This window comes from Streptomyces sp. CG4 (genome assembly GCF_041080655.1).
GTDB lineage: Bacteria > Actinomycetota > Actinomycetes > Streptomycetales > Streptomycetaceae > Streptomyces.
Map to the genome: position 1 here is coordinate 7,187,369 of NZ_CP163525.1, position 25,060 is coordinate 7,212,428.

Here is a 25,060-nt window from a genome sequence, read left to right on the forward strand (position 1 = left end):
GACATGGCCGATCCCTCCAGCTACCGCCCCAGGCCGGGTGAGATCCCGGACTCTCCCGGGGTGTACAGGTTCCGTGACGAGCACCGCCGGGTGATCTACGTCGGAAAGGCGAAAAGCCTGCGCCAGCGCCTGGCGAACTACTTCCAGGACCTGGCGAACCTGCACCCGCGCACCCGGACGATGGTGACCACTGCCGCGTCCGTGGAGTGGACCGTGGTGTCCACGGAGGTCGAGGCGCTCCAGCTGGAGTACTCCTGGATCAAGGAGTACGACCCCAGGTTCAACGTCAAGTACCGCGACGACAAGAGCTACCCGTACCTCGCAGTGACGATGAACGAGGAGTTCCCGCGCGTGCAGGTGATGCGCGGTCACAAGAAGAAGGGCGTCCGGTACTTCGGGCCGTACGGGCACGCGTGGGCCATCCGGGACACCGTCGATCTGCTGCTGCGCGTCTTCCCGGTGCGCACCTGCTCGGCCGGCGTGTTCAAGAACGCCGCCCGCACCGGCCGCCCCTGCCTGCTCGGCTACATCGGCAAGTGCTCCGCCCCCTGCGTCGGCCGGATCAGCCCCGAGGATCACCAGGAGCTGGCCGAGGAGTTCTGCGACTTCATGGCCGGCCGCACCGGCACCTACCTCCGCCGTCTGGAGAAGCAGATGATGGAGGCGGCCGAGGAGATGGAGTACGAGCGGGCCGCCCGGCTGCGCGACGACATCGAGGCTCTGAAGAAGGCCATGGAGAAGAACGCCGTCGTGCTCGCCGACGCGACCGACGCCGACCTCATCGCCGTCGCCGAGGACGAGCTGGAGGCGGCCGTGCAGATCTTCCATGTGCGCGGCGGCCGGGTGCGCGGCCAGCGCGGCTGGGTCACCGACAAGGTCGAGGAGATCACCACCGGCGCGCTGGTCGAGCACGCCCTGCAGCAGCTCTATGGCGAGGAGACCGGGGACGCGGTCCCCAAGGAGGTGCTGGTTCCGGCGCTGCCCGAGCCCGTCGATCCGGTCCAGGAGTGGCTGGCCGGCCGCAGGGGGGCGAACGTGTCGCTGCGCATCCCGCAGCGCGGCGACAAGAAGGCGCTCATGGAGACCGTGCAGCGCAACGCCCAGCAGGCCCTCGCGCTGCACAAGACCAAGCGCGCCTCCGACCTCACCACGCGCTCGCGAGCCCTGGAGGAGATCGCCGAAGCCCTCGACCTGGACAGCGCCCCGCTGCGCATCGAGTGCTACGACATCTCGCATCTCCAGGGGGACGACGTGGTCGCCTCCATGGTCGTCTTCGAGGACGGTCTGCAGCGCAAGAGTGAGTACCGCCGCTTCCAGATCAAGGGCTTCGCGGGCCAGGACGACGTCCGCTCCATGCACGAGGTGATCACCCGCCGGTTCAGGCGCTACCTCGCCGAGAAGGAGAAGACGGGGGAGTGGGCCGACGGCACCGAGGACGCCCTCGCCGACGGTGCCGGCGCGCTCACAGGTATGGGCGCGCTGACCGACACGGACGCGCTCACCGGCACCGACACAGTCATCGGTACGGGCGCGGTCTCCGGCACAGGCGAAATCAGCACCTCGCTCAAGGACGACGAGGGCCGTCCCAAGAAGTTCGCGTATCCGCCCCAGCTGGTCGTGGTCGACGGCGGACAGCCCCAGGTCGCCGCGGCCCGGCGCGCTCTGGACGAGCTGGGTATCGACGACATCGCGGTCTGCGGACTCGCCAAGCGCCTGGAGGAGGTCTGGCTGCCCGGCGACGACGACCCGGTGGTCCTGCCCCGGACCAGCGAGGGCCTGTATCTGCTCCAGCGCGTGCGGGACGAGGCCCACCGGTTCGCGATCACCTACCAGCGCACCAAGCGCGCCAAGCGCTTCCGGGCCGGCCCCCTGGACGACGTCCCCGGCCTCGGCGAGACCCGCAAACAGGCGCTCATCAAGCATTTCGGCTCGGTGAAGAAGCTGCGGTCCGCCACAATCGAACAGATCCAGGAGGTGCCCGGGATAGGCCGGAAGACGGCTGAGACGATCGCCGCGGCCCTCGCCACGGCGGTCCCGGCCGCACCCGCTGTGAACACGGCGACTGGAGAGATCATTGAGGAGGAGGAACCCGAAACGACGGCGGGTTCCTCGGGGGAGCCCGTAACCGCGGGCCTCCCGGACGAACGACGGGGGCAGGAGACATGACCGAGCACGAGACACAGCCCACAGCGGAGCGAGATCGGGCCCACAAGGGAGCGGGGCAGGTTCAGCCACAGCCCGCGACCGGCGAGCAGCCCGCGGACCAGGAAAACGGAGAACAGGTGAGCACGGACGGTACGCCGGGTTCAGGCCCCGAAGCGGCCATCCCCGAGCTGGTGATCATCTCCGGCATGTCCGGAGCGGGACGGTCGACGGCGGCCAAGTGTCTGGAGGACCTCGGCTGGTTCGTCGTGGACAATCTTCCGCCCGCCCTCATCCCCACCATGGTGGAGCTGGGAGCCCGCTCGCAGGGCAATGTGGCGCGGATCGCGGTCGTCGTGGACGTGCGCGGCCGGCGCTTCTTCGACAATCTGCGCGAATCCCTCGCCGACCTGGACACCCGGGGCGTCACCCGACGCATCGTCTTCCTCGAGTCCTCCGACGAGGCCCTGGTGCGCCGCTTCGAGTCGGTGCGCCGCCCGCACCCTCTCCAGGGCGACGGCCGCATCGTCGACGGCATCGCCGCCGAGCGCGAGCTGCTGCGGGAGCTGCGCGGCGACGCCGATCTGGTGATCGACACCTCCAGCCTCAACGTGCACGAGCTGCGCGCCAAGATGGACGCCCAGTTCGCCGGCGAGGAGGAGCCCGAGCTGCGGGCCACGGTGATGTCCTTCGGTTTCAAGTACGGCCTCCCGGTCGACGCCGACCTGGTCGCGGACATGCGGTTCCTGCCCAACCCGCACTGGGTCCCGGAGCTGCGCCCGTTCACCGGAGTGAACGAGGAGGTGTCCGCCTATGTCTTCAACCAGCCGGGTGCGAAGGAGTTCCTCGACCGGTACGCCGAACTCCTGCGACTCATCGCGGCCGGCTACCGACGCGAGGGCAAGCGGTATGTGACCATCGCCATCGGCTGTACGGGTGGTAAGCATCGCTCGGTGGCGATGTCGGAGAAGCTCGCCGCGCGCCTCGCGGCCGAGGGTGTGGAGACGGTGGTCGTACACCGGGACATGGGACGGGAATGACGGAACGTACACCGCGGCTGAGCCGGCTGCGCCGCATGGTGCCCGAGGCGCGCTCCGGCCGCCCGGTCGAGGCCCGCGGCGCCCGGCCCCGCCGGCGCGGCGCACAGCCCAAGGTGGTCGCGCTGGGCGGTGGCATGGGGCTGTCCGCCTCGCTCGCCGCGCTGCGCCGGATCACCGGCGACCTCACCGCCGTCGTCACGGTGGCCGACGACGGCGGTTCCAGCGGTCGGCTGCGGGACGAGCTGGGCGTGCTGCCGCCCGGCGACCTGCGCAAGGCGCTGGCCGCGCTGTGCGGCGACGACGAGTGGGGGCAGACCTGGGCCCGGGTCATCCAGCACCGCTTCCAGTCCCAGGGCGACCTGCATGAGCACGCGGTCGGCAATCTGCTGATCGTCGCCCTGTGGGAGCAGCTCGGCGACCATGTGCAGGCCCTGGACCTGGTCGGCAAGCTGCTCGGCGCGCATGGGCGCGTGCTGCCCATGTCCGCCGTGCCGCTGGAGCTGCAGGCCCTGGTCAAGGGGCACGATCCGGAGCGTCCGGACGAGGTGGAGACCGTGTGCGGGCAGGCCACGGTGGCGCTGACGCCTGGCGAGGTCCAGTCGGTGCATCTGGTGCCGCACGACCCGCCTGCCGTGCCCGAGGCCGTGGCCGCGGTCCTGGATGCGGACTGGGTGGTGCTCGGCCCCGGCTCCTGGTTCTCCTCGGTGATCCCGCACCTGCTCGTCCCCGAGCTGCTGGACGCCCTGACCGAGACCAAGGCCCGCAAGGTGCTGTCCCTGAATCTCGCCCCGCAGCCGGGAGAAACCGAGGGCTTCTCCCCGCAGCGTCATTTGGAGGTTTTGGGGCGACACGCCCCTAAACTCGCCCTGGACGTGGTGCTGGCCGACGAGGCCGCCGTGCCCGACCGCGACTCGCTCACCGAGGCCGCCAAGCGGCTGGGAGCCGCGGTCGAGCTGGCCCCGGTGGCCCGGACCGACGGCAGTCCCCGGCACGACCCGGAGCTGTTGGCCGCCGCGTACGACCGTATTTTTCGGATGCATGGAAGGATCGGCCCATGGCGATGACGGCAGCGGTGAAGGACGAGATTTCCCGGCTCCCCGTCACCCGGACCTGCTGCAGGAAGGCGGAGGTCTCCGCCATTCTGCGGTTCGCCGGCGGCCTTCACCTGGTGAGCGGGCGCATCGTGATCGAGGCGGAGCTGGACACCGCGATGGCGGCCCGGCGGCTCAAGCGGGACATCCTGGAGATCTTCGGGCACAGCTCCGAGCTGATCGTGATGGCGCCCGGCGGGCTGCGCCGCGGCTCGCGGTACGTCGTCCGGGTCGTCGCGGGCGGTGACCAGCTGGCCCGCCAGACGGGGCTCGTCGACGGTCGGGGCCGCCCGATCCGGGGGCTGCCCCCGCAGGTGGTCTCCGGTGCCACCTGCGACGCGGAGGCGGCGTGGCGCGGGGCCTTCCTGGCCCACGGTTCGCTCACCGAGCCCGGCCGTTCGTCCTCCCTGGAGGTGACGTGCCCGGGTCCGGAGGCCGCGCTCGCGCTGGTCGGTGCCGCCCGCCGGCTGTCGATCGCCGCGAAGGCCCGTGAGGTGCGGGGCGTGGACCGCGTGGTGGTCCGGGACGGCGACGCGATCGGGGCGCTGCTGACCCGGCTCGGCGCGCACGAGTCCGTGCTGGCCTGGGAGGAGCGCCGGATGCGCCGCGAGGTGCGGGCGACGGCCAACCGGCTCGCCAACTTCGATGACGCCAACCTGCGCCGTTCGGCTCGCGCCGCCGTGGCCGCGGGCGCCCGGGTGCAGCGGGCTCTGGAGATCCTGGGCGAGGAGGTTCCCGAGCACCTCGCGGCGGCGGGCCGCCTGCGCATGGAGCACAAGCAGGCCTCCCTGGAGGAGCTGGGTGCGCTCGCCGACCCGCCGCTGACGAAGGACGCGGTCGCGGGCCGTATCCGGCGGCTGCTGGCGATGGCCGACAAGCGCGCCACCGACCTGGGCATCCCGGGCACGGAGGCCAACCTCACGGAGGAGCTGGCGGACAACCTCGCCGGCTGACCCGCCCACGTCAACAGGCCGTTGCTGGGCCCCGGTCGGGGCTCGGCACCGGCGTTCGCGTCTCCGACGCACCCTCATGTGCGTGGCTGTGAGGCGCCCTTGACTCGATCATGGACTGACATGAACCTGGCAACCTGTTCGCCGCTGTGGCGGACCACCGCTAGGGGGGTTCATGAGACACAGAGCGAGATCGATCCTCGCTGTCGGCGCGCTCCTGATAGGCGGAGCGAGCCTCGCACCCGTAGCCCAGGCACAGAGCGGAAGTCCGGCGAAGTCCGACCCGGACCAGATCAAGGTCTTCCGTGCCGATGTCACCAAGGAGCAGATACCACTGCTTCTCAAGGCCGGCCAGGACGGTGACGAACTCGGCGATCAGGTCACCGGAGGCGGCAAGTCCGAGGTCGAGGTCTATCTCACCGACCAGCAGGCCGCGAAGCTGCGCAAGCAGGGCGTCGACCTCACCGAGCACACCGTCCCGGCCAAGGCGCAGGCGCGTGTGGAGAAGGCGTCCCAGGGGGTGTTCCGTCCGTACGGTGGAACCGGCGGGCTGAAACAGGAGATTGTCGACACCGCTCAGGCCAACCCCGGTCTCACCAAGGTTGAATCCATCGGCAAGACGATCAACGGCCAGGACATCCTCGCGCTCAAACTGACCAAGAACGCGCAGAAGTCGGCCGACGGCTCCAAGCCGTCCGTGCTGTACCTGTCCAACCAGCACGCGCGCGAGTGGATCACCCCGGAGATGACCCGGCGTCTGATGCACTACTACCTGGATCACTACCGCAACGACAGCCGCATCCGGAAGATCGTCGACTCGACGGAACTGTGGTTCGTGATCTCGGCCAACCCCGACGGCTACGACTACACGTTCAAGGACTCCAGTACCCGCCTGTGGCGCAAGAACCTGCGGGACGTCAACGGCGACGGCGTCATCGGCACCGGCGACGGCGTCGATCTCAACCGAAACTTCCCCTACAAGTGGGGCTACGACGACGAGGGTTCGTCCCCCAACCCCACCAGCGAGACCTACCGCGGCGCGAGCCCCGCGTCCGAGCCCGAGACCAGGGCGCTGGACGCCTTCGAGAAGCGCATCGGGTTCCGGTACGCCGTCAACTACCACTCCGCCGCCGAACTCCTTCTGTACGGCGTCGGCTGGCAGGTCGCCACGCCCACCCCGGACGACGTCCTCTACAAGGCGCTCGCGGGCACGCCGGACAACCCGGCCATCCCCGGCTACCGTTCGCAGCTCTCCTCGGAGCTGTACACCACCAACGGCGAGGCGGACGGGCACGCCTCGAACGTCAACGGCATCGCGATGTTCACCCCCGAGATGTCGACCTGCCAGACCGCCTCGAACGTCGATCCCAACGACGCGTGGAAGCCCGAGGACTGCCAGTCGGTCTTCAACTTCCCGGACGACGAGAAGCTGATTCAGCAGGAGTTCGCCAAGAACGTCCCGTTCGCGCTCTCCGTCGCCGAGACCGCCGTACACCCCGACAAGCCGTTTTCCTCGGTCGGGCTGAGCGCCGCGGACTTCACCCCGGCCGCGTTCTCCACGTCGTACTCCCGGGGGGCTGACCAGGAGGTCTCTGTCATCGTCCGCAAGGCGATCCGCGACAAGGAGCTGAAGTACCGAGTCAACGGCCGCCGCCTCCTCGACCAGACGCTCCGGCCCTGGAAGGGCGGCAAGACCTACGGCGGCAAGGACGACCTGTACTTCGACGAGTACCGGGCCAAGGTGCGCGACGGCGTACCCGGCGACAAGGTCGAGGTGTGGTTCACCGGCGAGACGCAGAGCGGCAAGAAGGTCTCCAGCTCGCACTTCACGTACACGGTCGCCGAGCGGCCGAGTGCCGACACGCTCGTCGTCGCAGAGGAGGGCGCGGCGGCCACACAGGCGCAGAAGTACGTGGACGCGCTGAAGGCGGCCGGACACAGGGCGATCGTGTGGGACGTCGCCACCCAGGGCGCCCCCGACGCGCTCGGCGTGTTGAAGCACTTCCGGACCGTCGTGCACTACTCCGGCGCGAACGGCCCCGGCAACGCCACCCAACTGCAACTGCGCGCCTACCTGAACGAGGGCGGCAGACTGATCGAGGCCGGTGAGCTGGCCGGCGGCAGCGTCGACCTCGGCGGCGGGACCCTCTCGGACGACTTCAGCCAGTACTACCTGGGCGCCTACAGCCGTACGTCGACCAAGGGAGCCACCGGCTTCACCGGCTCCGGCGCCCTCGACGGCTACAGCGGTGCCCTCGGCGAGGCGGTCGGCAACCCGCTGGACCGGGCCGGCACCTACGGCGTCACCTCCGACGCGCTGCCGGCCGCCGCGTACCCGCAGTTCAAGAGCGCCGGCGGGGGCCGGTTCGCCGGGACCGTCAATCCCTACGGGCCGTATGCCGGTTCGTACATGGCCGCCGCCGTGCACACCGACGACGCCTACAAGCGCCTCACCCGCACCATCGACCTCACCGGTGTCAGCGCCGCAGACAAGCCGGCCCTGAGTGCCCGGCTGCTGTGGGACACCGAGCCGGGCTACGACCACGCGGTGATCGAGGCGCACACCGTGGGCGCCGACGACTGGACCACGCTCCCGGAGACCGGGGGCGCCACGACGACGGCCGTACCGGCGGACTGCGGCCAGGGCTCCCTGATCGGCGAGCATCCGTGGCTGAAGCACTACCTGACGCTCGCCGGCAACGCCTGCACCGCGACCGGCACGAGCGGCTCCTGGAACAGCTTCACCGGCAGCTCCGGCGGCTGGCGGCAGGTCGCCTTCGACCTGAGCCGCTACGCCGGGAAGTCGGTCGAGGTGTCGATCAGCTATGTCACCGACCCGGGCACCGGCGGACACGGCGTCCTCGCCGACGACGCCTCGCTCGTCGTCGGCGGCACGGCGAAGGAGACCGAGGGATTCGAGTCGTCCCTGGGGGCCTGGCACGTGCCCGGACCGCCCGCGGGCAGCCCGGCCGTCCTGAAGGACTGGACCCGCTCCGGGACGCTGTTCCAGACGTACGGAGCGGTCACCACGGACGCCACCGTGCTGCTCGGATTCGGTCTGGAGCAGGTGCCCTCGGCGGCCGATCGGGCAGCCCTGGTGGGGAAGGCGTACGCGGCACTCGGCCGGTGAGGGCTGTCACGTTGACAGATCTGGCTCGACTTGTTCCAACAGGTGAGCGGAAGCCCTCTCAAGGGTGCGCGAACGTACCCCTCATCGACCCCTGATCAAGTGAGCCGACCCGCTCACGAACGAGTGAAGAGGGCGCAAAAACCGCCCGACATTCCGTAACGAATACGGGTGAATCAACTGTCGATCCGGGACGGTCCGTACCCCTACTGGCGGGTACGGACCGCCTGCCCGTGTATGGGTCATCTCAATGTCACCCCGGGGCCCGCAGGGAGGTAGGGTCGGTGGTGGTCGGGGACATCCCAAACAGAGCTCGCCGGCACCGCATGGCCGGCGTACCAACGAGGAGATCGGTTCGTGACGATCCGCGTAGGCATCAACGGCTTCGGCCGCATCGGGCGTAACTACTTCCGCGCGCTGCTGGAGCAGGGGGCGGACATCGAGGTTGTGGCTGTCAACGACCTGGGTGACACCGCGACCACCGCTCACCTGCTCAAGTACGACACGATCCTGGGTCGCCTCAAGCAGGAGGTCTCCCACACCGCCGACACCATCACCGTGGACGGCCACACCATCAAGGTGCTCTCCGAGCGCAACCCGGCCGACATCCCCTGGGGTGAGCTGGGCGTCGACATCGTCATCGAGTCGACCGGCATCTTCACCAAGCGCGAGGACGCCGCCAAGCACCTCGCCGGTGGCGCCAAGAAGGTCCTCATCTCGGCCCCGGCCAAGGACGAGGACATCACCATCGTGATGGGCGTCAACCAGGACAAGTACGACGCGGCCAACCACCACGTCATCTCCAACGCCTCCTGCACCACCAACTGTGTGGCGCCGATGGCGAAGGTCCTGGACGAGAACTTCGGCATCGTCAAGGGTCTGATGACCACGGTGCACGCGTACACGAACGACCAGCGCATCCTGGACTTCCCGCACAAGGACCTGCGCCGCGCCCGTGCCGCCGCCGAGAACATCATCCCGACCACCACCGGTGCCGCCAAGGCCACCGCCCTGGTCCTGCCGCAGCTCCAGGGCAAGCTGGACGGCATCGCCATGCGCGTCCCGGTCCCGACCGGCTCGGTCACCGACCTGGTCGTCGAGCTCGGCCGCGAGGTCACCAAGGAAGAGGTCAACGCCGCCTTCCAGAAGGCCGCCGAGGGCGAGCTGAAGGGTCTCCTCGACTACACCGAGGACCCGATCGTGTCCTCCGACATCGTCAACGCCCCGGCGTCCTGCACCTTCGACTCCTCCCTGACCATGGTCCAGGAGGGCAAGAGCGTGAAGGTCATCGGCTGGTACGACAACGAGTGGGGCTACTCCAACCGCCTCGTGGACCTCACGGTCTTCGTCGGCAACCAGCTCTGATCGCAAAACAGCAGGACCACGCGGTGAGAACAGGGCTCGGGCAGCGCACAGCCGCGCTGCCCGGGCCCTGTGCCGCGTACTGACCACGCCCTTTTACGATCAGGTGCACCACGAGCCCTCCTCAGGAGTCCACCCAATGAAGACGATCGACGAACTTCTCGCCGACGGCGTGAGCGGCAAGCGGGTCTTCGTCCGCGCCGACCTCAACGTGCCGCTGGCCGACGGGACGATCACCGACGACGGCCGCATCCGCGCCGTCCTGCCCACCGTCAAGGCCCTCGCAGAGGCCGGCGCCAAGGTGGTCGTCGCCTCGCACCTGGGCCGCCCCAAGGGCGCCCCGGACCCCGCCTTCTCGCTGCTGCCCGCCGCCGAGCGCCTCGGTGAACTCCTCGGTGCCCCGGTCGCCTTCGCCCAGGACACCGTCGGCCCGGCCGCCCACGACGCCGTGGACGGCCTCCAGCCCGGCCAGGTCGCGGTCATCGAGAACCTGCGCTTCAACGCCGGCGAGACCTCGAAGGACGACACCGAGCGGGGCGAGTTCGCCGACCGCCTGGCCGCGCTCGCCGACGTCTACGTCGGTGACGGCTTCGGCGCCGTGCACCGAGGGCACGCGTCCGTCTTCGACCTGCCGAAGAAGCTGCCGCACTACGCCGGCTACCTCATCGCCACCGAGGTCGGCGTCCTGAAGAAGCTCACCGAGGACGTCAAGCGGCCCTACGTCGTCGCGCTCGGCGGCGCCAAGGTCTCCGACAAGCTCGCCGTCATCGACGAGCTGCTCGGCAAGGCCGACCGCCTGCTCATCGGCGGCGGCATGGCCTACACCTTCCTCAAGGCCAAGGGCTACGAGGTCGGCATCTCCCTCCTGCAGGAGGACCAGATCCCGACCGTCACCGAGTACATGAAGCGCGCCGAGAAGACCGGCGTGGAGCTGGTGCTCCCCGTCGACGTCCTGGCCTCGCGGGAGTTCCCGGACCTGAAGACCAAGGCGCCGGCCGACTACACCGTGGTCGACGCGGACGCCATCCCCGCCGACCAGGAGGGCCTGGACATCGGCCCCAGGACCCGAGAGCTGTACGCCTCGAAGCTCGCCGACGCCGCGACCGTCTTCTGGAACGGTCCCATGGGTGTCTTCGAGCACCCCGACTACGCCGGTGGCACCTCGGCGGTCGCCCGGGCACTCGTCGAGTCGGACGGGTTCACCGTCGTCGGCGGCGGGGACTCCGCCGCGGCCGTGCGTACGCTCGGCTTCGACGAGAATGCATTCGGCCACATCTCGACCGGTGGCGGCGCCTCCCTCGAATATCTCGAGGGCAAGACGCTCCCCGGCCTCGCCGCACTGGAGGACTGACCCCGCATGACCACTCGTACGCCGCTGATGGCGGGCAACTGGAAGATGAACCTCAACCACCTCGAGGCCATCGCGCACGTCCAGAAGCTCGCCTTCGCCCTGGCCGACAAGGACTACGAGGCCGTCGAGGTCGCCGTCCTGCCGCCCTTCACCGACCTGCGCTCGGTGCAGACCCTGGTCGAGGGCGACAAGCTCAAGATCAAGTACGGCTCCCAGGACATCTCGCAGCACGACTCGGGCGCCTACACCGGCGAGATCTCCGGCCCGATGCTGGCCAAGCTGAAGTGCACGTACGTGGTCATCGGCCACTCCGAGCGCCGCCAGTACCACGCCGAGACCGACGAGCTGATCAACGTCAAGGTCAAGGCCGCCTACAAGCACGGCCTCACCCCGATCCTGTGCATCGGCGAGGAGCTGGACGTCCGCGAGGCGGGCAACCACGTCGCCCACACCCTCGCCCAGCTCGAGGGCGGTCTGCAGGACCTCCCGGCCGAGCAGGCCGAGACCATCGTGATCGCCTACGAGCCCGTGTGGGCGATCGGCACCGGCAAGGTCTGCGGCTCCGAGGACGCCCAGGAGGTCTGCGCCGCCATCCGCGCCAAGCTCGCCGAGCTGTACTCGCAGGACGTGGCCGACAAGGTCCGCATCCAGTACGGCGGCTCCGTGAAGTCGGGCAACGTCGCCGAGATCATGGCCCAGGCCGACATCGACGGTGCCCTGGTCGGCGGCGCTTCGCTGGACGCCGACGAGTTCGTCAAGATCGTGCGTTTCCGCGATCAGTAGCACGAGCTGTGAGTAGGCGGTAGCGACGATACGTCGTACCCTTGCGGGGGCACAGCCCAGGTGCCGTGCCCCCGTCGTCCATCCGAATCCGAGGAAGTTGGTCCAGCCGTGGTTTTGGGGTTCTCGATCGCCCTGATCGTCTTCAGCCTGCTGCTGATGCTGCTGGTGCTGATGCACAAGGGGAAGGGCGGCGGCCTCTCCGACATGTTCGGTGGCGGCATGCAGTCCTCCGTCGGCGGCTCCTCGGTCGCCGAGCGCAACCTCGACCGGATCACCATCGTGGTCGGGCTGCTGTGGTTCGCGTGCATCATCGTCCTCGGCATCCTGATGAAGACGAACAGCTGACATGCAGACGAACCGCTGACATTCCGTGCGGCGGCACATATCACGCATATTCGGTACGCAAGGCCCCATGTTCGGTACGCGCTCCTGAGCGCGGCCTATCATGGGGCTTGCGTCTTGGTGTGGGGGTTGTAACTCCAATCACTGGACGCGCGTTGGGCCTTACGTAGACTGAGGCGCTCGCGGCGAAGCGAAACGCCGACTCGCTTCGCGGCACCATCACGCAGGGAGTTACACCGTGGCAAGTGGCAACGCGATCCGAGGAAGCCGGGTCGGGGCGGGGCCGATGGGCGAGGCCGAGCGCGGCGAGTCCGCACCCCGGCTGCGCATCTCCTTCTGGTGCTCCAACGGGCACGAGACGCAGCCCAGCTTCGCCAGCGACGCGCAGGTCCCCGACACCTGGGACTGCCCGCGCTGCGGCTTCCCCGCCGGACAGGACCGGGACAATCCGCCGGACCCGCCGCGCACCGAGCCGTACAAGACGCATCTCGCGTATGTACGGGAGCGGCGCAGCGACGCGGACGGCGAGGCGATCCTCGCCGAGGCGCTCGCCAAACTGCGCGGCGAGATCTAGGACTTGGCACCGGCCGGGCGCCTGCGGGTGCCTGGCCGGAGCCGTATCCGCCCGCGGGCCGGGCCGATTGTCAGTGGCGACCTCTACGGTGTGTGCACCGGCGCATCGTGAGGGGGAACTGTGGCCGCGGTCGAGGGGAAGAGCGGGTCTGTGCCCGCGTGGCGTGGGGGATTCGGGCGGTTGTGGACCGCCGCCGTGGTCTCCCGGTTCGGGGACGCGTTACGCAACTCCGCGCTGCCCCTGCTCGCCGTACGGCTCAGCGACGAACCACTGGTCGTCGCCTCGGTGACGGCCTGCGGCTATGTCCCCTGGCTGCTCTTCGGGCTCCTCGGCGGGGCCGTTGCCGACCGGGTCGACCAGCGGCGGGCGATGTGGGCCGTGGACACGGTGCGCGGCCTGCTCGTGGCCGTGTTCGCGCTCGTCGTGGGGCTGGGCCATGCCTCGATCCCGCTGCTGCTCGCCCTCGCCTTCGCGCTGACCACGCTCCAGACACTCTTCGACAACGCCTCCACGGCCCTGCTGCCCTCGCTGGTGGACCGGGCGGCCCTGGGCGGCGCCAACGCCCGGCTGATGACCGGACAGCAGATCGCCGGCGGCCTGCTCGCCGCTCCGCTCGTGCCGCTGCTGCTGACGGCGGGCTCGTCCATGCCCTTCGCGGCCGACGCGAGCACGTTCCTGGTGGCCGCCGCCCTGGTCGCCTCCCTGCGGATACGGCCGCCGGAGCGCGGACCACGCCCCGCGGGCAGCACCCTCAGGACGGAGATCGGCGCGGGTCTGCGCGCTCTGTGGGGCGACCGGACACTGCGGGCGGCCTGTCTGGCCACGCTGCTGTGCAACATCGGAATGGGCGCCCTGATCGCCACCATGGCGCTGCACGCGACGCGCTGGCTCGGCGTGGGCAACGCCGGATACGCGGCCGCGATGACGGCGTTCTCGGCAGGCAGCATCACCGGCGGCTTCGTCGCCCAGCGCCTCGCGCGCCGCACCGGGCGGGTGCGGGCCCTGCTGGTCGCCGGCAGCGTGCAGACGGCGTCGCTGCTGCTCGTCGGATCCGTCCGGCACCTGACCGCGCTCGTCACCGGCATGCTTGTGCTGGGCGCGATGAACATGGTGTGGAACGTCAACCAGGTCACGCTGATGCAGCAACGCAGCCCCGCGTCGATGACGGGCCGCATCGCCTCCGCCTTCCGTACCGCCTCGACCTCCGGCGCCCCGCTCGGCGCGATCCTCGGCGGGGCCGCGGCCCGGCTGTACGGCCTCAACGCACCCGCCCTGCTCGCAGCCGTCCTCTTCGCCCTGGCCGTCACCTCGCTGATACCCGCCCGCAAGCCGGACGTACCTGTTGTTGCCCGCGCGGACGACGTCACGACGGCTTGTGGCCCGCGTTGATCAATTAGGTTGGAACAGCTGGGACAGGCACGAAAGAAGGCGGAAGTCGGAAATGAACGCAGACGGCCGGACCAGGCTCAACCAGACGCCCGAATGGACCGCTCTCGCCAAGCACCGGGAGGAGCTGGCCGACACCCATCTGAGGGAACTGTTCGCCGCCGATCCCGGGCGCGGTGAGGGGTACACGCTCCAGGTCGGCGATCTGTACATCGACTACTCGAAGCACCTGGTCACCGACGAGACGCTGCGGCTGCTGCGCGAGCTCGCCGCCGCCACGGACGTGTTCGCGCTCAGGGACGCCATGTTCCGCGGCGAGAAGATCAACGTCACCGAGAACCGCGCGGTGCTGCACACCGCGCTGCGCGCCCCGCGCGACGCGGTGATCGAGGTCGACGGCGAGAACGTGGTGCCGAAGGTGCACGCCGTGCTCGACAAGATGGCCGACTTCGCGGGCCGCGTCCGCTCCGGCGCCTGGACCGGCCACACCGGCAAGCGCATCAAGAACGTGATCAACGTCGGCATCGGCGGCTCCGACCTGGGCCCGGCGATGGCGTACGAGGTGCTGCGCAGCTTCACCGACCGCGCCCTCACGGTCCGCTTCGTCTCCAACGTGGACGGCGCCGACCTGCACGAGGCCACCCGCGACCTGGACCCGGCCGAGACGCTGTTCATCATCGCCTCCAAGACCTTCACGACGATCGAGACGATCACCAACGCCACCTCCGCCCGCACCTGGCTGCTGGCCGCGCTCGGTGACGAGGCCGCGGTGGCCAAGCACTTCGTCGCCCTGTCGACCAACGCCGAGAAGGTCGCCGAGTTCGGCATCGACCCGGAGAACATGTTCGAGTTCTGGGACTGGGTCGGCGGCCGGTACTCGTACGACTCCGCGATCGGCCTGTCCCTGATGATCGCGATCGGGCCCGACCGTTTCCGGGAGATGCTCGACGGCTTCCGGCTGGTCGACGACCACTTCCGCACCGCGCCCGCCGAGGCCAACGTGCCTTTGCTTCTGGGCCTGTTGGGCATCTGGTACGGCAACTTCCATGACGCCCAGTCGCACGCCGTCCTGCCGTACAGCCACTATCTGTCGAGGTTCACCGCCTACCTCCAGCAGCTGGACATGGAGTCCAACGGCAAGTACGTGGCGCGGGACGGCAGGCAGGTCGACTGGCAGACCGGACCGGTCGTCTGGGGCACGCCGGGCACCAACGGGCAGCACGCCTACTACCAGTTGATCCACCAGGGCACCAAGCTGATCCCGGCGGACTTCATCGGCTTCGCCGAGCCGGTGGGCGAGATGAGCGATGAACTGAAGGCACAGCACGACCTGTTGATGGCCAACTTCTTCGCCCAGACCCAGGCCCTGGCCTTCGGCAAGACCGCCGAGGAGGTCCGCGCGGAGGGCGTGCCGGAGGAGCTGGTGGCACACAAGACCTTCCAGGGCAACCGGCCGACGACGACCGTCCTCGCGAAGGAACTCACCCCGTCCGTCCTCGGCCAGCTGATCGCCCTCTACGAACACAAGGTGTTCGTGCAGGGCGCGGTGTGGCACATCGACTCCTTCGACCAGTGGGGCGTCGAACTCGGCAAGGTCCTCGCCCTGCGCGTGGAGCCCGCCCTGACCGAGGGGGCGGAAGTACCCGGACTGGACGCGTCGAGCAAGGCACTGGTCGCCAAGTACCGGCAGCTGCGCGGCCGGAGCTGACCATCGGTGGCCGGTGGCCGGTGGCCGGTAGCCGGTAGCCGGGAGCCAGGAGCCGGGCGCGGGCCCGGCCGGGGAGGCGGGGCATCGGGCGGCGCAGGCCGCCCGGTGTCCCGTACACTCCCCGTCGATCATGAACATCGCAACTCGGGGGAGTGTGCAGTGGCCGGTTCACGGGGGAACCGCACGCCGGGCGTGCCGCGCGGCAGGAACTATCTGAAGGCTCATCACGCGGCCTGGGCGGTGTTCCATCCGGCCTGGATACCCGAGCCGCTCGATCCGGGCGTCGAGGGACTGAAGCGGATCAGGGTCGCCGCGGGAACGGTCGCCGCCGTCGGTGTCTACACCTTCGTCGAGGGCGGCTTTGCCCTCACCGAGATGCTGCAGAACCTGCTGATCGCCTCCGGCGTGCTGCTGGTGATCGCCCCGCTGACGGTCGGGGTGATGCTGTGGATCTGGCGGCGCACCGGCAGCCTGCGCACCCTGCGTCCGGCGCTGCTGAGGGCTCTCGGACTGCTGCTCACCTTCGTGGGCTCGGTCGTCGCGACCGTCCTGCTGCTGCAGACCGGCAGCAGCCTGAGCGGCTCCCTGCTGATCATCCCGATGGGGCTGTTCACACTGTGGATGGTCTGGTTCGTCGGCGCCGGCGCCCTCAGAGTCACCGGGAACTTCTTCGGCACGGCAGCCGTACACCGCTGCCTGCCGCCCCTGCTCGCCATGGTCACCAGCTGGCTGATGGCCCTGCCCGACCTGTTCACCGGCGACCTGCACGGCCTCGGGCTGAAACTCGGCATCCTGTTCATCCTCGGCGCCCCGGTGACGGTCACCGCCATCGCGCTGTACGAGATGGCCCGGCTCAAGCGGGGATACGGCATACGGCTGACCGACCACCCGGGGCGGCATCCCGCGCAGGGGCCGTACAATCTCCGCTCGCCGTACGGCCGTTGAGTCCCGCAGGGCGGCGTGTCCCCGGGGGTCAGGCCACCGCGCTGAGGGTGTCCGCGAGCCGTCTGCGGGCGGCTCGGCCCGCCGGCAGCGCGGACAGCAGCGCGGCACCCAGGACCGCGGCCAGGCCGACCGTGAGGAGCAGCAGCGGTGACGGGGACTGGGCGATACCGGCGCCGATGCCGCTGGAACCGCCCTGGGTGTCGATCAGCCGGTGGGCGAGCGGCAGCCCCAGTGCCGTGGCGGCGAGCGCCGCGACCAGGGCCGTACAGCTCGTCGCCGTGACGGTGATCGCAGTGATCTGCCGCGGGGACATGCCGATCGCCCTCAGCGCCAGCACGTCGCGCTCGCCCTCGCGGACGCTGCCGCCGATGGCGGTGAGCAGTTCCACGAGCCCGATCAGGGCGAGGACGGCGATCAGCCCGGCGACGACCGCGCGCAGCGGGGACAGACCGTCGGCCGGGTTCGTCACCGCGTGCACCTCGAGATGGCCGCGGCCGGCCCGGGCCAGTGCGCCGGCCACCTGCCGCGGGTCGGCGCCGGGGCGCAGGCGCAGTTCGTAGAAGGCGGTGGTCAGTGCGGGGTCGTTCGCGCGGAGGGTGTCCAGGGAGGTGGTCACGACCCGGCCGGCGTTCTTCGGCTCGATGCTGCGGCCCACGATGTGCAGGATCTGCGGCCGGTCGCCCACCGTCATGCGCACCCAGTCGCCGACCCGGGCGTGCAGCAGGTCCAGCAGGCCCTGGCCGGCCACCGCCTCGTCCGGTCCGCGTGCGGCGCGGCCCTCGGCGAGGGCGTAGGGGTAGGGCTCGGCGCGGGTGCCGACGCCGCGCAGCGCGATGGTGCCGGTCTGGCCGGGGACCAGCGCGGCGACCTCGACCCCGGGATAGGCGGCGGCGACCCGGTGCTCACCGGACAGCAGGGTCCGTACGCCGGAGCTGTCCAGGGCGCCGTCGGAGCGGACCGTGAGGGCCGTGGGCAGGCCCATGCGCTCCGGCTGGCTGTGGAAGCGGTCGATCGTGGTCCAGGCGCTCAGCGCCACCACGATCAGCAGCAGCGGCAGCGTCAGCCGGGCCACGGTGGCCAGCGACCGGCCGCGCCCCGCGCACGCCTTGTGCACGCCGAGGACCAGCGGGGCCGGCAGCCGCAGTCCGAGCGCCCGCCGGGCCGGGCCGGTCAGCCGTCCGCCGGCCGGTGCGGCCGGGCGCGGCACCGGAACCGGCGGCACCCGTCCCGCCCGCCAGGCAGCGAGACCGGTGGTCAGGCCGATGAACAGCACCGCACCCAAGGGCACCGCCAACAGCGCCACGGTGTGTCCCGGCAGCCCCTGCCACACGCCCACGGCGTCGCCGAGCCGGCCGGGGACCCGGCTGCCCAGGGCCTCGGTGAGCGCCGCGGCGGCCACCGAGCCGAGCAGCGCGTACGCCAGATGCTGGAGCAGGAAGATCCGCACGACCTGGCCCGGTGTGAAACCGATCGCCTTCAGCACCGAGAGGTCCCGCAGATGTCCCCGGATGCGGGTGGCGATCGCCCCGTGCACGGCGAACCCCGCCGCGATCAGCGCACCGAGGCCGAAGAGACCGAGCACCTGGCCCAGCAGCCGGTTGTCGCCCTGCGCCGCGGAGCGCGCCTGCTGCCAGGTGGAGACCTCGTCGACCGCGCCGGCGCCCAGCACCGTGACGGCACGCTGCACCGCGTAGTCCGTGTCGGCCGGATCGGCCAGCCGCAGCCCGATCACCTGGCCGCCCGGAGCGCGTACGGCGGCGGGCAGGGCCCACACCAGCCCCGGCTGCTCGCCCGGGCTGTAGTGCGGCTCGGCGCTGTCGGCGATGCCTTCCACGGTCAGGGTGCGGGCGGTACCGGGCAGCGTGAGGGTGTCCCCGGGCTCGGCGAGCAGTGCCCGGGCCAGGCTGCTCTCCAGCACCACACCGTCCGGTTCGGCCGCGTCCAGCCAGTGCCCGGCGGTGAGCAGCGGCCGGTCGACGGAGGGCAGCCGGGGGGTGCCGCGCAGTTCCACGGAGGCGCGGGTGCCACGTACGGCGACGGCGGCGGACTCGGTGCGGTAGGGACCGGCCACCGAGGCGACGCCGTCCAGCCGGGCCAGCCCGCGCGGGTCGGCGGCCGGCACGGTGTGGATCCACACATGCGCCCCGCGGGCCTGGGTGAAGACCCGCTGCCAGGGGTTGGTCGCGTATCCGAACAGGGCGGTGGCCAGCAGCAGCGAGGCGACGATCCCGGCGGTGGCCAGTACGAGGAACAGCGCCTCGCCCCGATGCGTCCGCAGATCGGAGTGTGCCCAGCGCAGGCTGCCCCGCACGCCGGATGCCACGCCGGATCCCCTGCCCGGCGGACCCGCCGCCATCAGTCCCTCAGCTCCAGCACACCCGAGATCCCCGACCTCCGGGACGCGGGAGCGCCGTCCAGGGCCGCGTCGTCGGCTATGCGTCCGTCGAAGAAGCTGATCACGCGGTCGGCGGCGCTCGCCAGCCGGGCGTCGTGGGTGACCAGGACGATGGTCTGGCCGCGTCCGTGGAAGCGGGACAGCAGCCGCATCACCTCGCGCGTGCCCTTGCTGTCCAGGCTCCCGGCGGGCTCGTCGGCCAGCAGCAGCGGGGGATGGTTGACCAGGGCCCGGGCGAGCGCGACCCGCTGCTGCTCGCCGCCGGACAGCTCGCCCGGCATGCTGCGCTCCTTGCCCGCCAGCCCCAGCTCGGCCAGCAGTTCCTCGCGCTCGGCACGGGCCTGCTTCGGCGGGACGCCGGCCAGCAGGGCGGGCAGCTCGACATTGTCGGCGACGGACAGATTCGACACCAGGTTGAAGAACTGGAACACGATCCCGATGGCCCTGCGGCGCTCCACGGCCCAGCGCGCCTCGCTGAAGGAGTCCGTGCAGCGGCCGTCGAGCCAGATGCTGCCTTCGTCCGGGCGCTGCAGCCCGCCGAGCAGGTGCAGCAGTGTGGACTTGCCGGCACCCGACGGACCGGTGATCGCCACGAACTCGCCCCGTGCCACGGACAGGTCGACCCCGCGGACGGCATGCGCGGGCGCGCCCTCGCCGTGGTGGGTCTTCACCAGGCCCTCGGCCCGGAGCACCGGGGTCTTTTCGGCGGACGGTGCCGGAGGGTGGCCGTCGTTCATTCCAGCTCCTCCAGTTCCTCCTGGCACCGCTCCAGCCAGTCGAGGTCGGCCTGCAGATGCAGCATCGCGCCCTCGATGAGCAGATGGGCGATGCGGTTGTCCCGGTTCTCGGCCGCGGCCAGCTTCGACAGATTGCGCATGGTGGTGAGGTACTGGCGCCGCTGCTTGTTGATGAGGGCGATCTGGTCGGCGAGACCGGTCTGCGGGGCCAGGGCGAGCTTCATGAAGAACTCGTCCCGCACCCGCGGCTCGTCCTCGGTCTCCTCGAACCAGGCGTGCAGCGCCTCCCGCCCGGCTTCGGTGAGGTGGTAGACCTTCTTGTTGGGCCGGCTGGACTGCTCGACGTCCTCGCCCTCGATCAGTCCCGACTTCTCGAGGCGGCCGAGGGTGACGTAGATCTGGCCGACGTTCGGCTGAGGGTACGCGGAGCCCAGCAGTAGCTCAAGGTCCTGCTTCAGCTCGTAGCCGTGGGCCGGGCCGCGGGCGAGGAGTGCCAGGAGGGCAAGGCGCACTCGTGCTCTCCTCCTGTCTGCGCAATGTGCTCCAGGCCCTAGTATCGCCCATACCTAACAGGTATACATGGCCTCTGACTCCCGGCAAGGACGCCGAAGTCGTGTGTACGTGTTCAGGGAGGAACCTATGCGGTGGAAACGCGCCGCCGGTAGGGGACCCCGGATACGTGCCGTCGGCCGGGCCCTCCTCGTCCTCGCCGTGCTCATGACCGGGTACGTCGCCTCCGGTGCGCAGGCCGACGAGAGCGACGCCTCGGGGCGCGGCCCGCTCACCCTGGCCACCGCCGGCGACCTCACCGGCTATCTGGGCCCGCTGCTCCAGGGCTGGAACCGCACCCACCCCGGCGAGAAGGTCACCCTGGTCGAGCTGCCGGACTCGGCCGACGAGACCCACGCGCAGATGACCACCGATCTGCGCGGCGGCGACCGGGGCCGGTTCGACGTCCTCAACATCGACGTCAACTGGACCTCGGAGTTCGCGGCGGCCGGCTGGATACGAACGCTCCCGAGGGACCGTTTCCCCCTTGGCACCTTCCTGCCGCCGGTCGTGGACACGGCCACCTATGAGGGACGGCTGTACGCGGTCCCGTATGTCACGAATGCCGGACTTCTCCTGTATCGCAAGGACATCCTCGCCAGGGAGGGCGTGCCTCCGCCGCGCACCTGGGCCGAGCTGGAGCACGACGCGAAAACCATCGCGCCGAAGTACGGACTCGGGGGCTACGCGGGCCAGTTCCTGCCCTACGAGGGGCTCACCGTGAACGCCGCCGAGGCCGTCTACTCGGCGGGCGGCACGATCCTCGGTGACGAGGGCACTCGGGTCACCGTCGACTCGGCGGCCGCCCGTGAGGGCATCGGCTTCCTCGCCCGCGGCATCCGCGAGGGCTGGATCCCGAAGGCGGCGCTGACGTACAAGGAAGAGGAGTCCAAGCGGGCCTTCCAGGACGGCGGACTGCTCTTCCTGCGCAACTGGCCCTACGCCTACGCCGTCGCCTCCGCCAAGGGCTCCAGGGTCGCGGGGAAGATCGGCGCCGTGCCGCTGCCCGGCCCCGACGGGCCGGGGACCAGTGTGCTCGGCGGCTCCAACCTCGCCGTCAACTCCCATGCCCGGCACCCCGATTCGGCCGCGCGCCTGATCGCCTACCTCACCAGCGCCCCCGTCCAGCGCCAGGTGCTCACCCGGGGTGCGCTGCCGCCCGTGCGCGCCGCGCTCTACGAAGATCCCGCGCTGGTACGGCAGTTCCCGTACCTGCCGACCCTTCGCGCCGCCGTCCTCACCGCCGCCCCGCGCCCCAAGAGCGCGCACTACGACCAGGTCAGCCTGGTGGTGCAGGCGGTCGTGCACGACGCGCTGACCGGGCGCGAGACGCCCGAGGCGGCGGTACGGCGACTGGCCCGCGAGCTGGCGGCCGTCTCCAGCCGCTAGTTACTTGTTAGGTAACGCGCACATCTCATCTCTTGCAGAAGTGCCCTAATAAGTCCGTATTTGAGACCCCAACTCACCAGTAGCTACTGTTCTTTTCATTGACACTCTCGCGATACGCCTACCTAACATGCATGCATGTTGAGTAAGCACCACTGGTGGCGCGACGCGGTGATCTACCAGGTGTACGTCCGCAGCTTCCTGGACAGCACCGGCGACGGCGTCGGCGATCTGGCAGGCGTCCGGGCCGGGCTGCCGTATCTGAAGAAGCTCGGTGTCGACGGCATCTGGCTGAGCCCGTTCTACCCCTCGCCGCAGCACGACCACGGCTACGACGTCGCCGACTACTGCGGAGTCGACCCGCTCTTCGGCGATCTCGCCGAATTCGACCTGCTGATGGCGGCCGCCCGGCGGCTCGGCATCAAGGTGCTGCTCGACATCGTCCCCAACCACTGCTCCAGCGCGCACCCGTGGTTCCGCGAGGCTCTGGACAGCGCGCCCGGCAGCCCGGCCCGCGCCCGCTTCCACTTCGCCGACGGCCGCGGCCCGGACGGCGCCGAGCCGCCCAACAACTGGCACGCCATGTTCGGCGGCCCGGCCTGGACCAGAGTCGACGACGGCCAGTGGTACCTGCACATGTTCACGCCCGAGCAGCCCGACTGGAACTGGCGCGACCCCGAGGTCGCCGCCGAGTTCGACCGCGTACTGCGCTTCTGGCTGGACCGGGGTGTCGACGGCTTCCGCATCGATGTGGCGGCCGGGCTGTACAAGCACCCCGACCTGCCCGACTCCGACGACCCGGAGGCCGACGCCCGCACCCGCGACTCGGTCAACCCGCTCGCCTGGAACCAGCCCGAGGTGCACGAGGTGTGGCGCTGGTGGCGCGCCGTGTGCGAGGAGTACACCGCACGCGACGGCCGCGAACGGCTCCTCGTCGGCGAGGTCTCCGTCCCCACCGCCCGCGAACACGCCCAATACGTCCGCCCCGACGAACTCCACCAGGCCTTCTTCTTCGACCTGCTCGGCGCCCCCTGGGACGCCGACGCCTTCCGCAAGGTCATCTCCGAGGCCATGCAGGACATCGCCGGCACGGGCTCGACCGTCACCTGGGTCCTCAACAACCACGACCAGGTCCGCACCGTCACCCGCTACGGCGAACCCGCCACCGGGGCCCGGCACGCCGAGAGCACGCACCAGGCGCCGCCCGGCCCGCCCTTCGGGCGGACGACGCCACTTCCGACGCAGCCCCTCGGCGCCGCCCGCGCCCGTGCCGCCGCGCTGCTGATGCTGGCGCTGCCCGGAGCCGCGTACATCTACCAGGGCGAGGAACTCGGTCTGCCCGAGGTCGTCGACCTGCCCGACGACGTGCTCACCGACCCGATATTCCGCCGCACCGGCAGCCGTGCCCGCATCCGCGACGGCTGCCGGGTGCCACTGCCCTGGTCCGGGCAGGCCTCCCCGTTCGGCTTCACCTCCGGCGCGGAGTCCGCCAAGCCCTGGCTGCCGCAGCCCGAGTACTTCGCCGAGTACGCCACCGACCGCGCCCTCGCCGACACCCGATCCTTCTGGCACCTGTACCGCGACGGCCTCCAACTGCGCGCCTCACTGCCCCAGTTGGGCGAGGGCACGCTCCGCTGGCTGGACAGCCCGCCCGGTGTCCTCGCCTTCGCCCGCGGCGACGACCTGGTCTGCGCCGTCAACTTCGGTACGGCCCCCACGCCCGCACCGGTCTCCGGCACCCCGCTGCTCTCCAGCGGCCCCTGCCCGGCCGGGGTCCTGCCCGCCGCCACGGCGGCCTGGTGGCTGACCGACCTCTGATCCCCGTCAACTCCGCTCAACCGAAAGGCCCGTCAACGATGATGCGACGACGCACCACTTTGCTCACGAGCTGTACCGCCCTCGCCCTCGCCCTCGGCGCCACCGCCTGCGGCGGCGGACCGGTCTCCGCGGGCGGCGGAGACAAGGCGCTCAGCGGCCAGACCGTCACCGTGGCCGGCGTCTGGTCCGGCAGCGAGCAGAAGAACTTCCAGAAGGTGCTGGACGCCTTCACCGCGAAGACCGGCGCCAAGACCCAGTTCGTCTCCACCGGCGACAACGTCTCCACCGTCGTCGGCAGCAAGATCGAGGGCGGCAACGCCCCCGACGTCGTGATGGTCCCGCAGGTCGGCGTCCTCGACCAGTTCGCGAAGAAGGGCTGGCTCAAGCCGCTCTCGCCGGCCGCCCAGCAGACGATCACCGCCGACTACGCGCCCGTGTGGAAGACGTACGGCAGCGTCGACGGCACCCTGTACGGCCTGTACTTCAAAGCCGCCCACAAGTCGACCGTCTGGTACAGCCCCGACGCCCTCACCCAGGCCGGGGTCAAGCCGCCGAAGACGTACGACGAGATGCTGAAGGCCGGGCACACCGTCTCCGACTCCGGGCTCGCCGCCTTCGCCGTCGCCGGTGAGGACGGCTGGACCCTCACCGACTGGTTCGAGAACGTCTACCTCTCCCAGGCCGGACCCGCAAAGTACGACGCCCTCGCCGCCCACAAGCTGAAGTGGACCGACCCGAGCGTCGTCAGGGCGCTCACCACCCTCGGCAAGCTGTTCAAGGACAAGCAGCTGATCGCGGGCGGCCAGAAGGAGGCCCTGAACACCGACTTCCCGAGCTCGGTGGAGAAGGTGTTCGGACCCAAGCCCGAGGCCGGCATGGTCTACGAGGGCGACTTCGTGGCCGGCGTCGCGCACGACCAGTTCGGGAAGAGCATCGGCAAGGACGCGAACTTCTTCCCGTTCCCGGCGGTCGACGGCGGCACGGCACCCGTGGTCAGCGGTGGCGACGCGGCGGTCGTCCTCAAGGCCGGCAAGAACGCCAAGGCCGGCATGCAGCTCCTGGAGTACCTGGCCACCCCCGAGGCCGCGGCCGTCTGGGCCAAGGCGGGCGGCTTCCTGTCCCCGAACAAGAAGCTCGACCTCGCCTCGTACGCCGACGACGTCACCCGCGCCACCGCCAAGTCCCTGGTCGGCGCCGGGGATTCGGTCCGCTTCGACATGTCCGACCAGGCCCCGGCGGCCTTCGGCGGCACCAAGGGCGCGGGGGAGTGGAAGCTCCTGCAGGACTTCCTGCGCGACCCCTCGGACCCGAAGGGCACCGCGGCACAGCTGGAGTCCGCCGCGGCCAAGGCCTACCAGGGCTGAGCGGCGACAC

At 70.4% G+C, this 25,060-nt stretch carries 19 protein-coding genes; 16 read left to right on the forward strand and 3 right to left on the reverse strand.

Annotated features, from left to right (window positions below):
- Positions 1–3 precede the first annotated feature (3 nt).
- The 13 genes from uvrC (at position 4) to AB5L52_RS32875 (ending at position 16,801) form a co-directional block, all read left to right on the forward strand.
- Complete coding sequence (gene uvrC / locus AB5L52_RS32815; protein ID WP_351570527.1) at positions 4–2,166, forward strand: excinuclease ABC subunit UvrC; 2,163 nt, start codon at positions 4–6, stop codon at positions 2,164–2,166.
- Positions 2,163–3,182: an RNase adapter RapZ gene (gene rapZ / locus AB5L52_RS32820; protein WP_351017589.1), complete on the forward strand. Its 1,020-nt coding sequence runs from the start codon at positions 2,163–2,165 to the stop codon at positions 3,180–3,182. Before uvrC ends, rapZ begins: the two co-directional genes overlap by 4 nt.
- Positions 3,179–4,246, forward strand: coding sequence for a uridine diphosphate-N-acetylglucosamine-binding protein YvcK (gene yvcK / locus AB5L52_RS32825; RefSeq protein WP_351017586.1), 1,068 nt, complete (start codon positions 3,179–3,181; stop codon positions 4,244–4,246). The genes rapZ and yvcK overlap by 4 nt, the downstream gene beginning before the upstream one ends.
- Positions 4,237–5,226 (forward strand): DNA-binding protein WhiA, encoded by a 990-nt coding sequence (gene whiA / locus AB5L52_RS32830; RefSeq protein WP_225096507.1) that lies wholly within the window; start codon positions 4,237–4,239, stop codon positions 5,224–5,226. Before yvcK ends, whiA begins: the two co-directional genes overlap by 10 nt.
- Before the next feature lie 172 nt (positions 5,227–5,398).
- Positions 5,399–8,353, forward strand: coding sequence for a M14 family zinc carboxypeptidase (locus AB5L52_RS32835; protein ID WP_369367426.1), 2,955 nt, complete (start codon positions 5,399–5,401; stop codon positions 8,351–8,353).
- A gap of 354 nt (positions 8,354–8,707) precedes the next feature.
- Positions 8,708–9,715: a type I glyceraldehyde-3-phosphate dehydrogenase gene (gene gap, locus AB5L52_RS32840; protein ID WP_369367427.1), complete on the forward strand. Its 1,008-nt coding sequence runs from the start codon at positions 8,708–8,710 to the stop codon at positions 9,713–9,715.
- Between the two features lie 136 nt (positions 9,716–9,851).
- The gene (gene pgk / locus AB5L52_RS32845) at positions 9,852–11,063 is read left to right on the forward strand and encodes a phosphoglycerate kinase (protein WP_369367428.1); all 1,212 of its coding nucleotides are present in this window, start codon (positions 9,852–9,854) and stop codon (positions 11,061–11,063) included.
- A gap of 6 nt (positions 11,064–11,069) precedes the next feature.
- Positions 11,070–11,846: a triose-phosphate isomerase gene (tpiA, locus tag AB5L52_RS32850; RefSeq protein ID WP_351570520.1), complete on the forward strand. Its 777-nt coding sequence runs from the start codon at positions 11,070–11,072 to the stop codon at positions 11,844–11,846.
- Positions 11,847–11,960: 114 nt separating this feature from the next.
- Positions 11,961–12,191, forward strand: a complete 231-nt coding sequence (gene secG / locus AB5L52_RS32855) for a preprotein translocase subunit SecG (protein ID WP_023551598.1) — start codon at positions 11,961–11,963, stop codon at positions 12,189–12,191.
- A 235-nt stretch (positions 12,192–12,426) separates the two neighbouring features.
- Positions 12,427–12,762: an RNA polymerase-binding protein RbpA gene (locus AB5L52_RS32860; RefSeq protein ID WP_003957010.1), complete on the forward strand. Its 336-nt coding sequence runs from the start codon at positions 12,427–12,429 to the stop codon at positions 12,760–12,762.
- A 150-nt stretch (positions 12,763–12,912) separates the two neighbouring features.
- The gene (locus tag AB5L52_RS32865) at positions 12,913–14,151 is read left to right on the forward strand and encodes an MFS transporter (protein ID WP_369367429.1); all 1,239 of its coding nucleotides are present in this window, start codon (positions 12,913–12,915) and stop codon (positions 14,149–14,151) included.
- Positions 14,152–14,203: 52 nt separating this feature from the next.
- The gene (pgi, locus tag AB5L52_RS32870) at positions 14,204–15,856 is read left to right on the forward strand and encodes a glucose-6-phosphate isomerase (protein ID WP_369367430.1); all 1,653 of its coding nucleotides are present in this window, start codon (positions 14,204–14,206) and stop codon (positions 15,854–15,856) included.
- A gap of 159 nt (positions 15,857–16,015) precedes the next feature.
- Complete coding sequence (locus tag AB5L52_RS32875; protein ID WP_369367431.1) at positions 16,016–16,801, forward strand: hypothetical protein; 786 nt, start codon at positions 16,016–16,018, stop codon at positions 16,799–16,801.
- Between the two features lie 28 nt (positions 16,802–16,829).
- On the opposite strand, the gene AB5L52_RS32880 is transcribed toward AB5L52_RS32875, so the two are convergent.
- Genes AB5L52_RS32880 through AB5L52_RS32890 form a run of 3 tightly spaced genes read right to left on the reverse strand, consistent with a single transcriptional unit; the run spans position 16,830 to position 20,445 of the window.
- The gene (locus tag AB5L52_RS32880) at positions 16,830–19,112 is read right to left on the reverse strand and encodes an FtsX-like permease family protein (protein ID WP_369369012.1); all 2,283 of its coding nucleotides are present in this window, start codon (positions 19,110–19,112) and stop codon (positions 16,830–16,832) included.
- A gap of 44 nt (positions 19,113–19,156) precedes the next feature.
- A complete protein-coding gene (locus tag AB5L52_RS32885; protein ID WP_369367432.1) occupies positions 19,157–19,933 on the reverse strand; it encodes an ABC transporter ATP-binding protein in 777 nt (258 codons plus the stop codon).
- The gene (locus AB5L52_RS32890) at positions 19,930–20,445 is read right to left on the reverse strand and encodes a PadR family transcriptional regulator (RefSeq protein WP_369367433.1); all 516 of its coding nucleotides are present in this window, start codon (positions 20,443–20,445) and stop codon (positions 19,930–19,932) included. Before AB5L52_RS32890 ends, AB5L52_RS32885 begins: the two co-directional genes overlap by 4 nt.
- 127 nt (positions 20,446–20,572) lie before the next feature.
- Between AB5L52_RS32890 and AB5L52_RS32895 the strand changes: the two genes are divergently transcribed.
- The 3 genes from AB5L52_RS32895 to AB5L52_RS32905 all read left to right on the forward strand — a co-directional run bounded on the left by AB5L52_RS32895 (position 20,573) and on the right by AB5L52_RS32905 (position 25,050).
- Positions 20,573–21,871 carry an ABC transporter substrate-binding protein gene (locus AB5L52_RS32895; protein WP_351570507.1) on the forward strand — a complete coding sequence of 433 codons (1,299 nt, stop codon included), beginning with the start codon at positions 20,573–20,575 and terminating at the stop codon, positions 21,869–21,871.
- A 135-nt stretch (positions 21,872–22,006) separates the two neighbouring features.
- The gene (locus AB5L52_RS32900; RefSeq protein ID WP_351017554.1) at positions 22,007–23,686 is read left to right on the forward strand and encodes a glycoside hydrolase family 13 protein; all 1,680 of its coding nucleotides are present in this window, start codon (positions 22,007–22,009) and stop codon (positions 23,684–23,686) included.
- Positions 23,687–23,724: 38 nt separating this feature from the next.
- Positions 23,725–25,050, forward strand: a complete 1,326-nt coding sequence (locus AB5L52_RS32905; RefSeq protein WP_351570501.1) for an ABC transporter substrate-binding protein — start codon at positions 23,725–23,727, stop codon at positions 25,048–25,050.
- Positions 25,051–25,060: the final 10 nt, after the last annotated feature.

Coding starts and splice junctions, on each gene's coding strand:
- uvrC (WP_351570527.1), top strand. CDS start 4: ATGGCCGATCCCTCCAGCTACCGCCCCAGGCCGGGTGAGATCCCGGAC.
- rapZ (WP_351017589.1), top strand. CDS start 2,163: ATGACCGAGCACGAGACACAGCCCACAGCGGAGCGAGATCGGGCCCAC.
- yvcK (WP_351017586.1), top strand. CDS start 3,179: ATGACGGAACGTACACCGCGGCTGAGCCGGCTGCGCCGCATGGTGCCC.
- whiA (WP_225096507.1), top strand. CDS start 4,237: ATGGCGATGACGGCAGCGGTGAAGGACGAGATTTCCCGGCTCCCCGTC.
- AB5L52_RS32835 (WP_369367426.1), top strand. CDS start 5,399: ATGAGACACAGAGCGAGATCGATCCTCGCTGTCGGCGCGCTCCTGATA.
- pgk (WP_369367428.1), top strand. CDS start 9,852: ATGAAGACGATCGACGAACTTCTCGCCGACGGCGTGAGCGGCAAGCGG.
- tpiA (WP_351570520.1), top strand. CDS start 11,070: ATGACCACTCGTACGCCGCTGATGGCGGGCAACTGGAAGATGAACCTC.
- pgi (WP_369367430.1), top strand. CDS start 14,204: ATGAACGCAGACGGCCGGACCAGGCTCAACCAGACGCCCGAATGGACC.
- AB5L52_RS32885 (WP_369367432.1), bottom strand. CDS start 19,933: ATGAACGACGGCCACCCTCCGGCACCGTCCGCCGAAAAGACCCCGGTG.
- AB5L52_RS32895 (WP_351570507.1), top strand. CDS start 20,573: ATGCGGTGGAAACGCGCCGCCGGTAGGGGACCCCGGATACGTGCCGTC.
- AB5L52_RS32900 (WP_351017554.1), top strand. CDS start 22,007: ATGTTGAGTAAGCACCACTGGTGGCGCGACGCGGTGATCTACCAGGTG.
- AB5L52_RS32905 (WP_351570501.1), top strand. CDS start 23,725: ATGATGCGACGACGCACCACTTTGCTCACGAGCTGTACCGCCCTCGCC.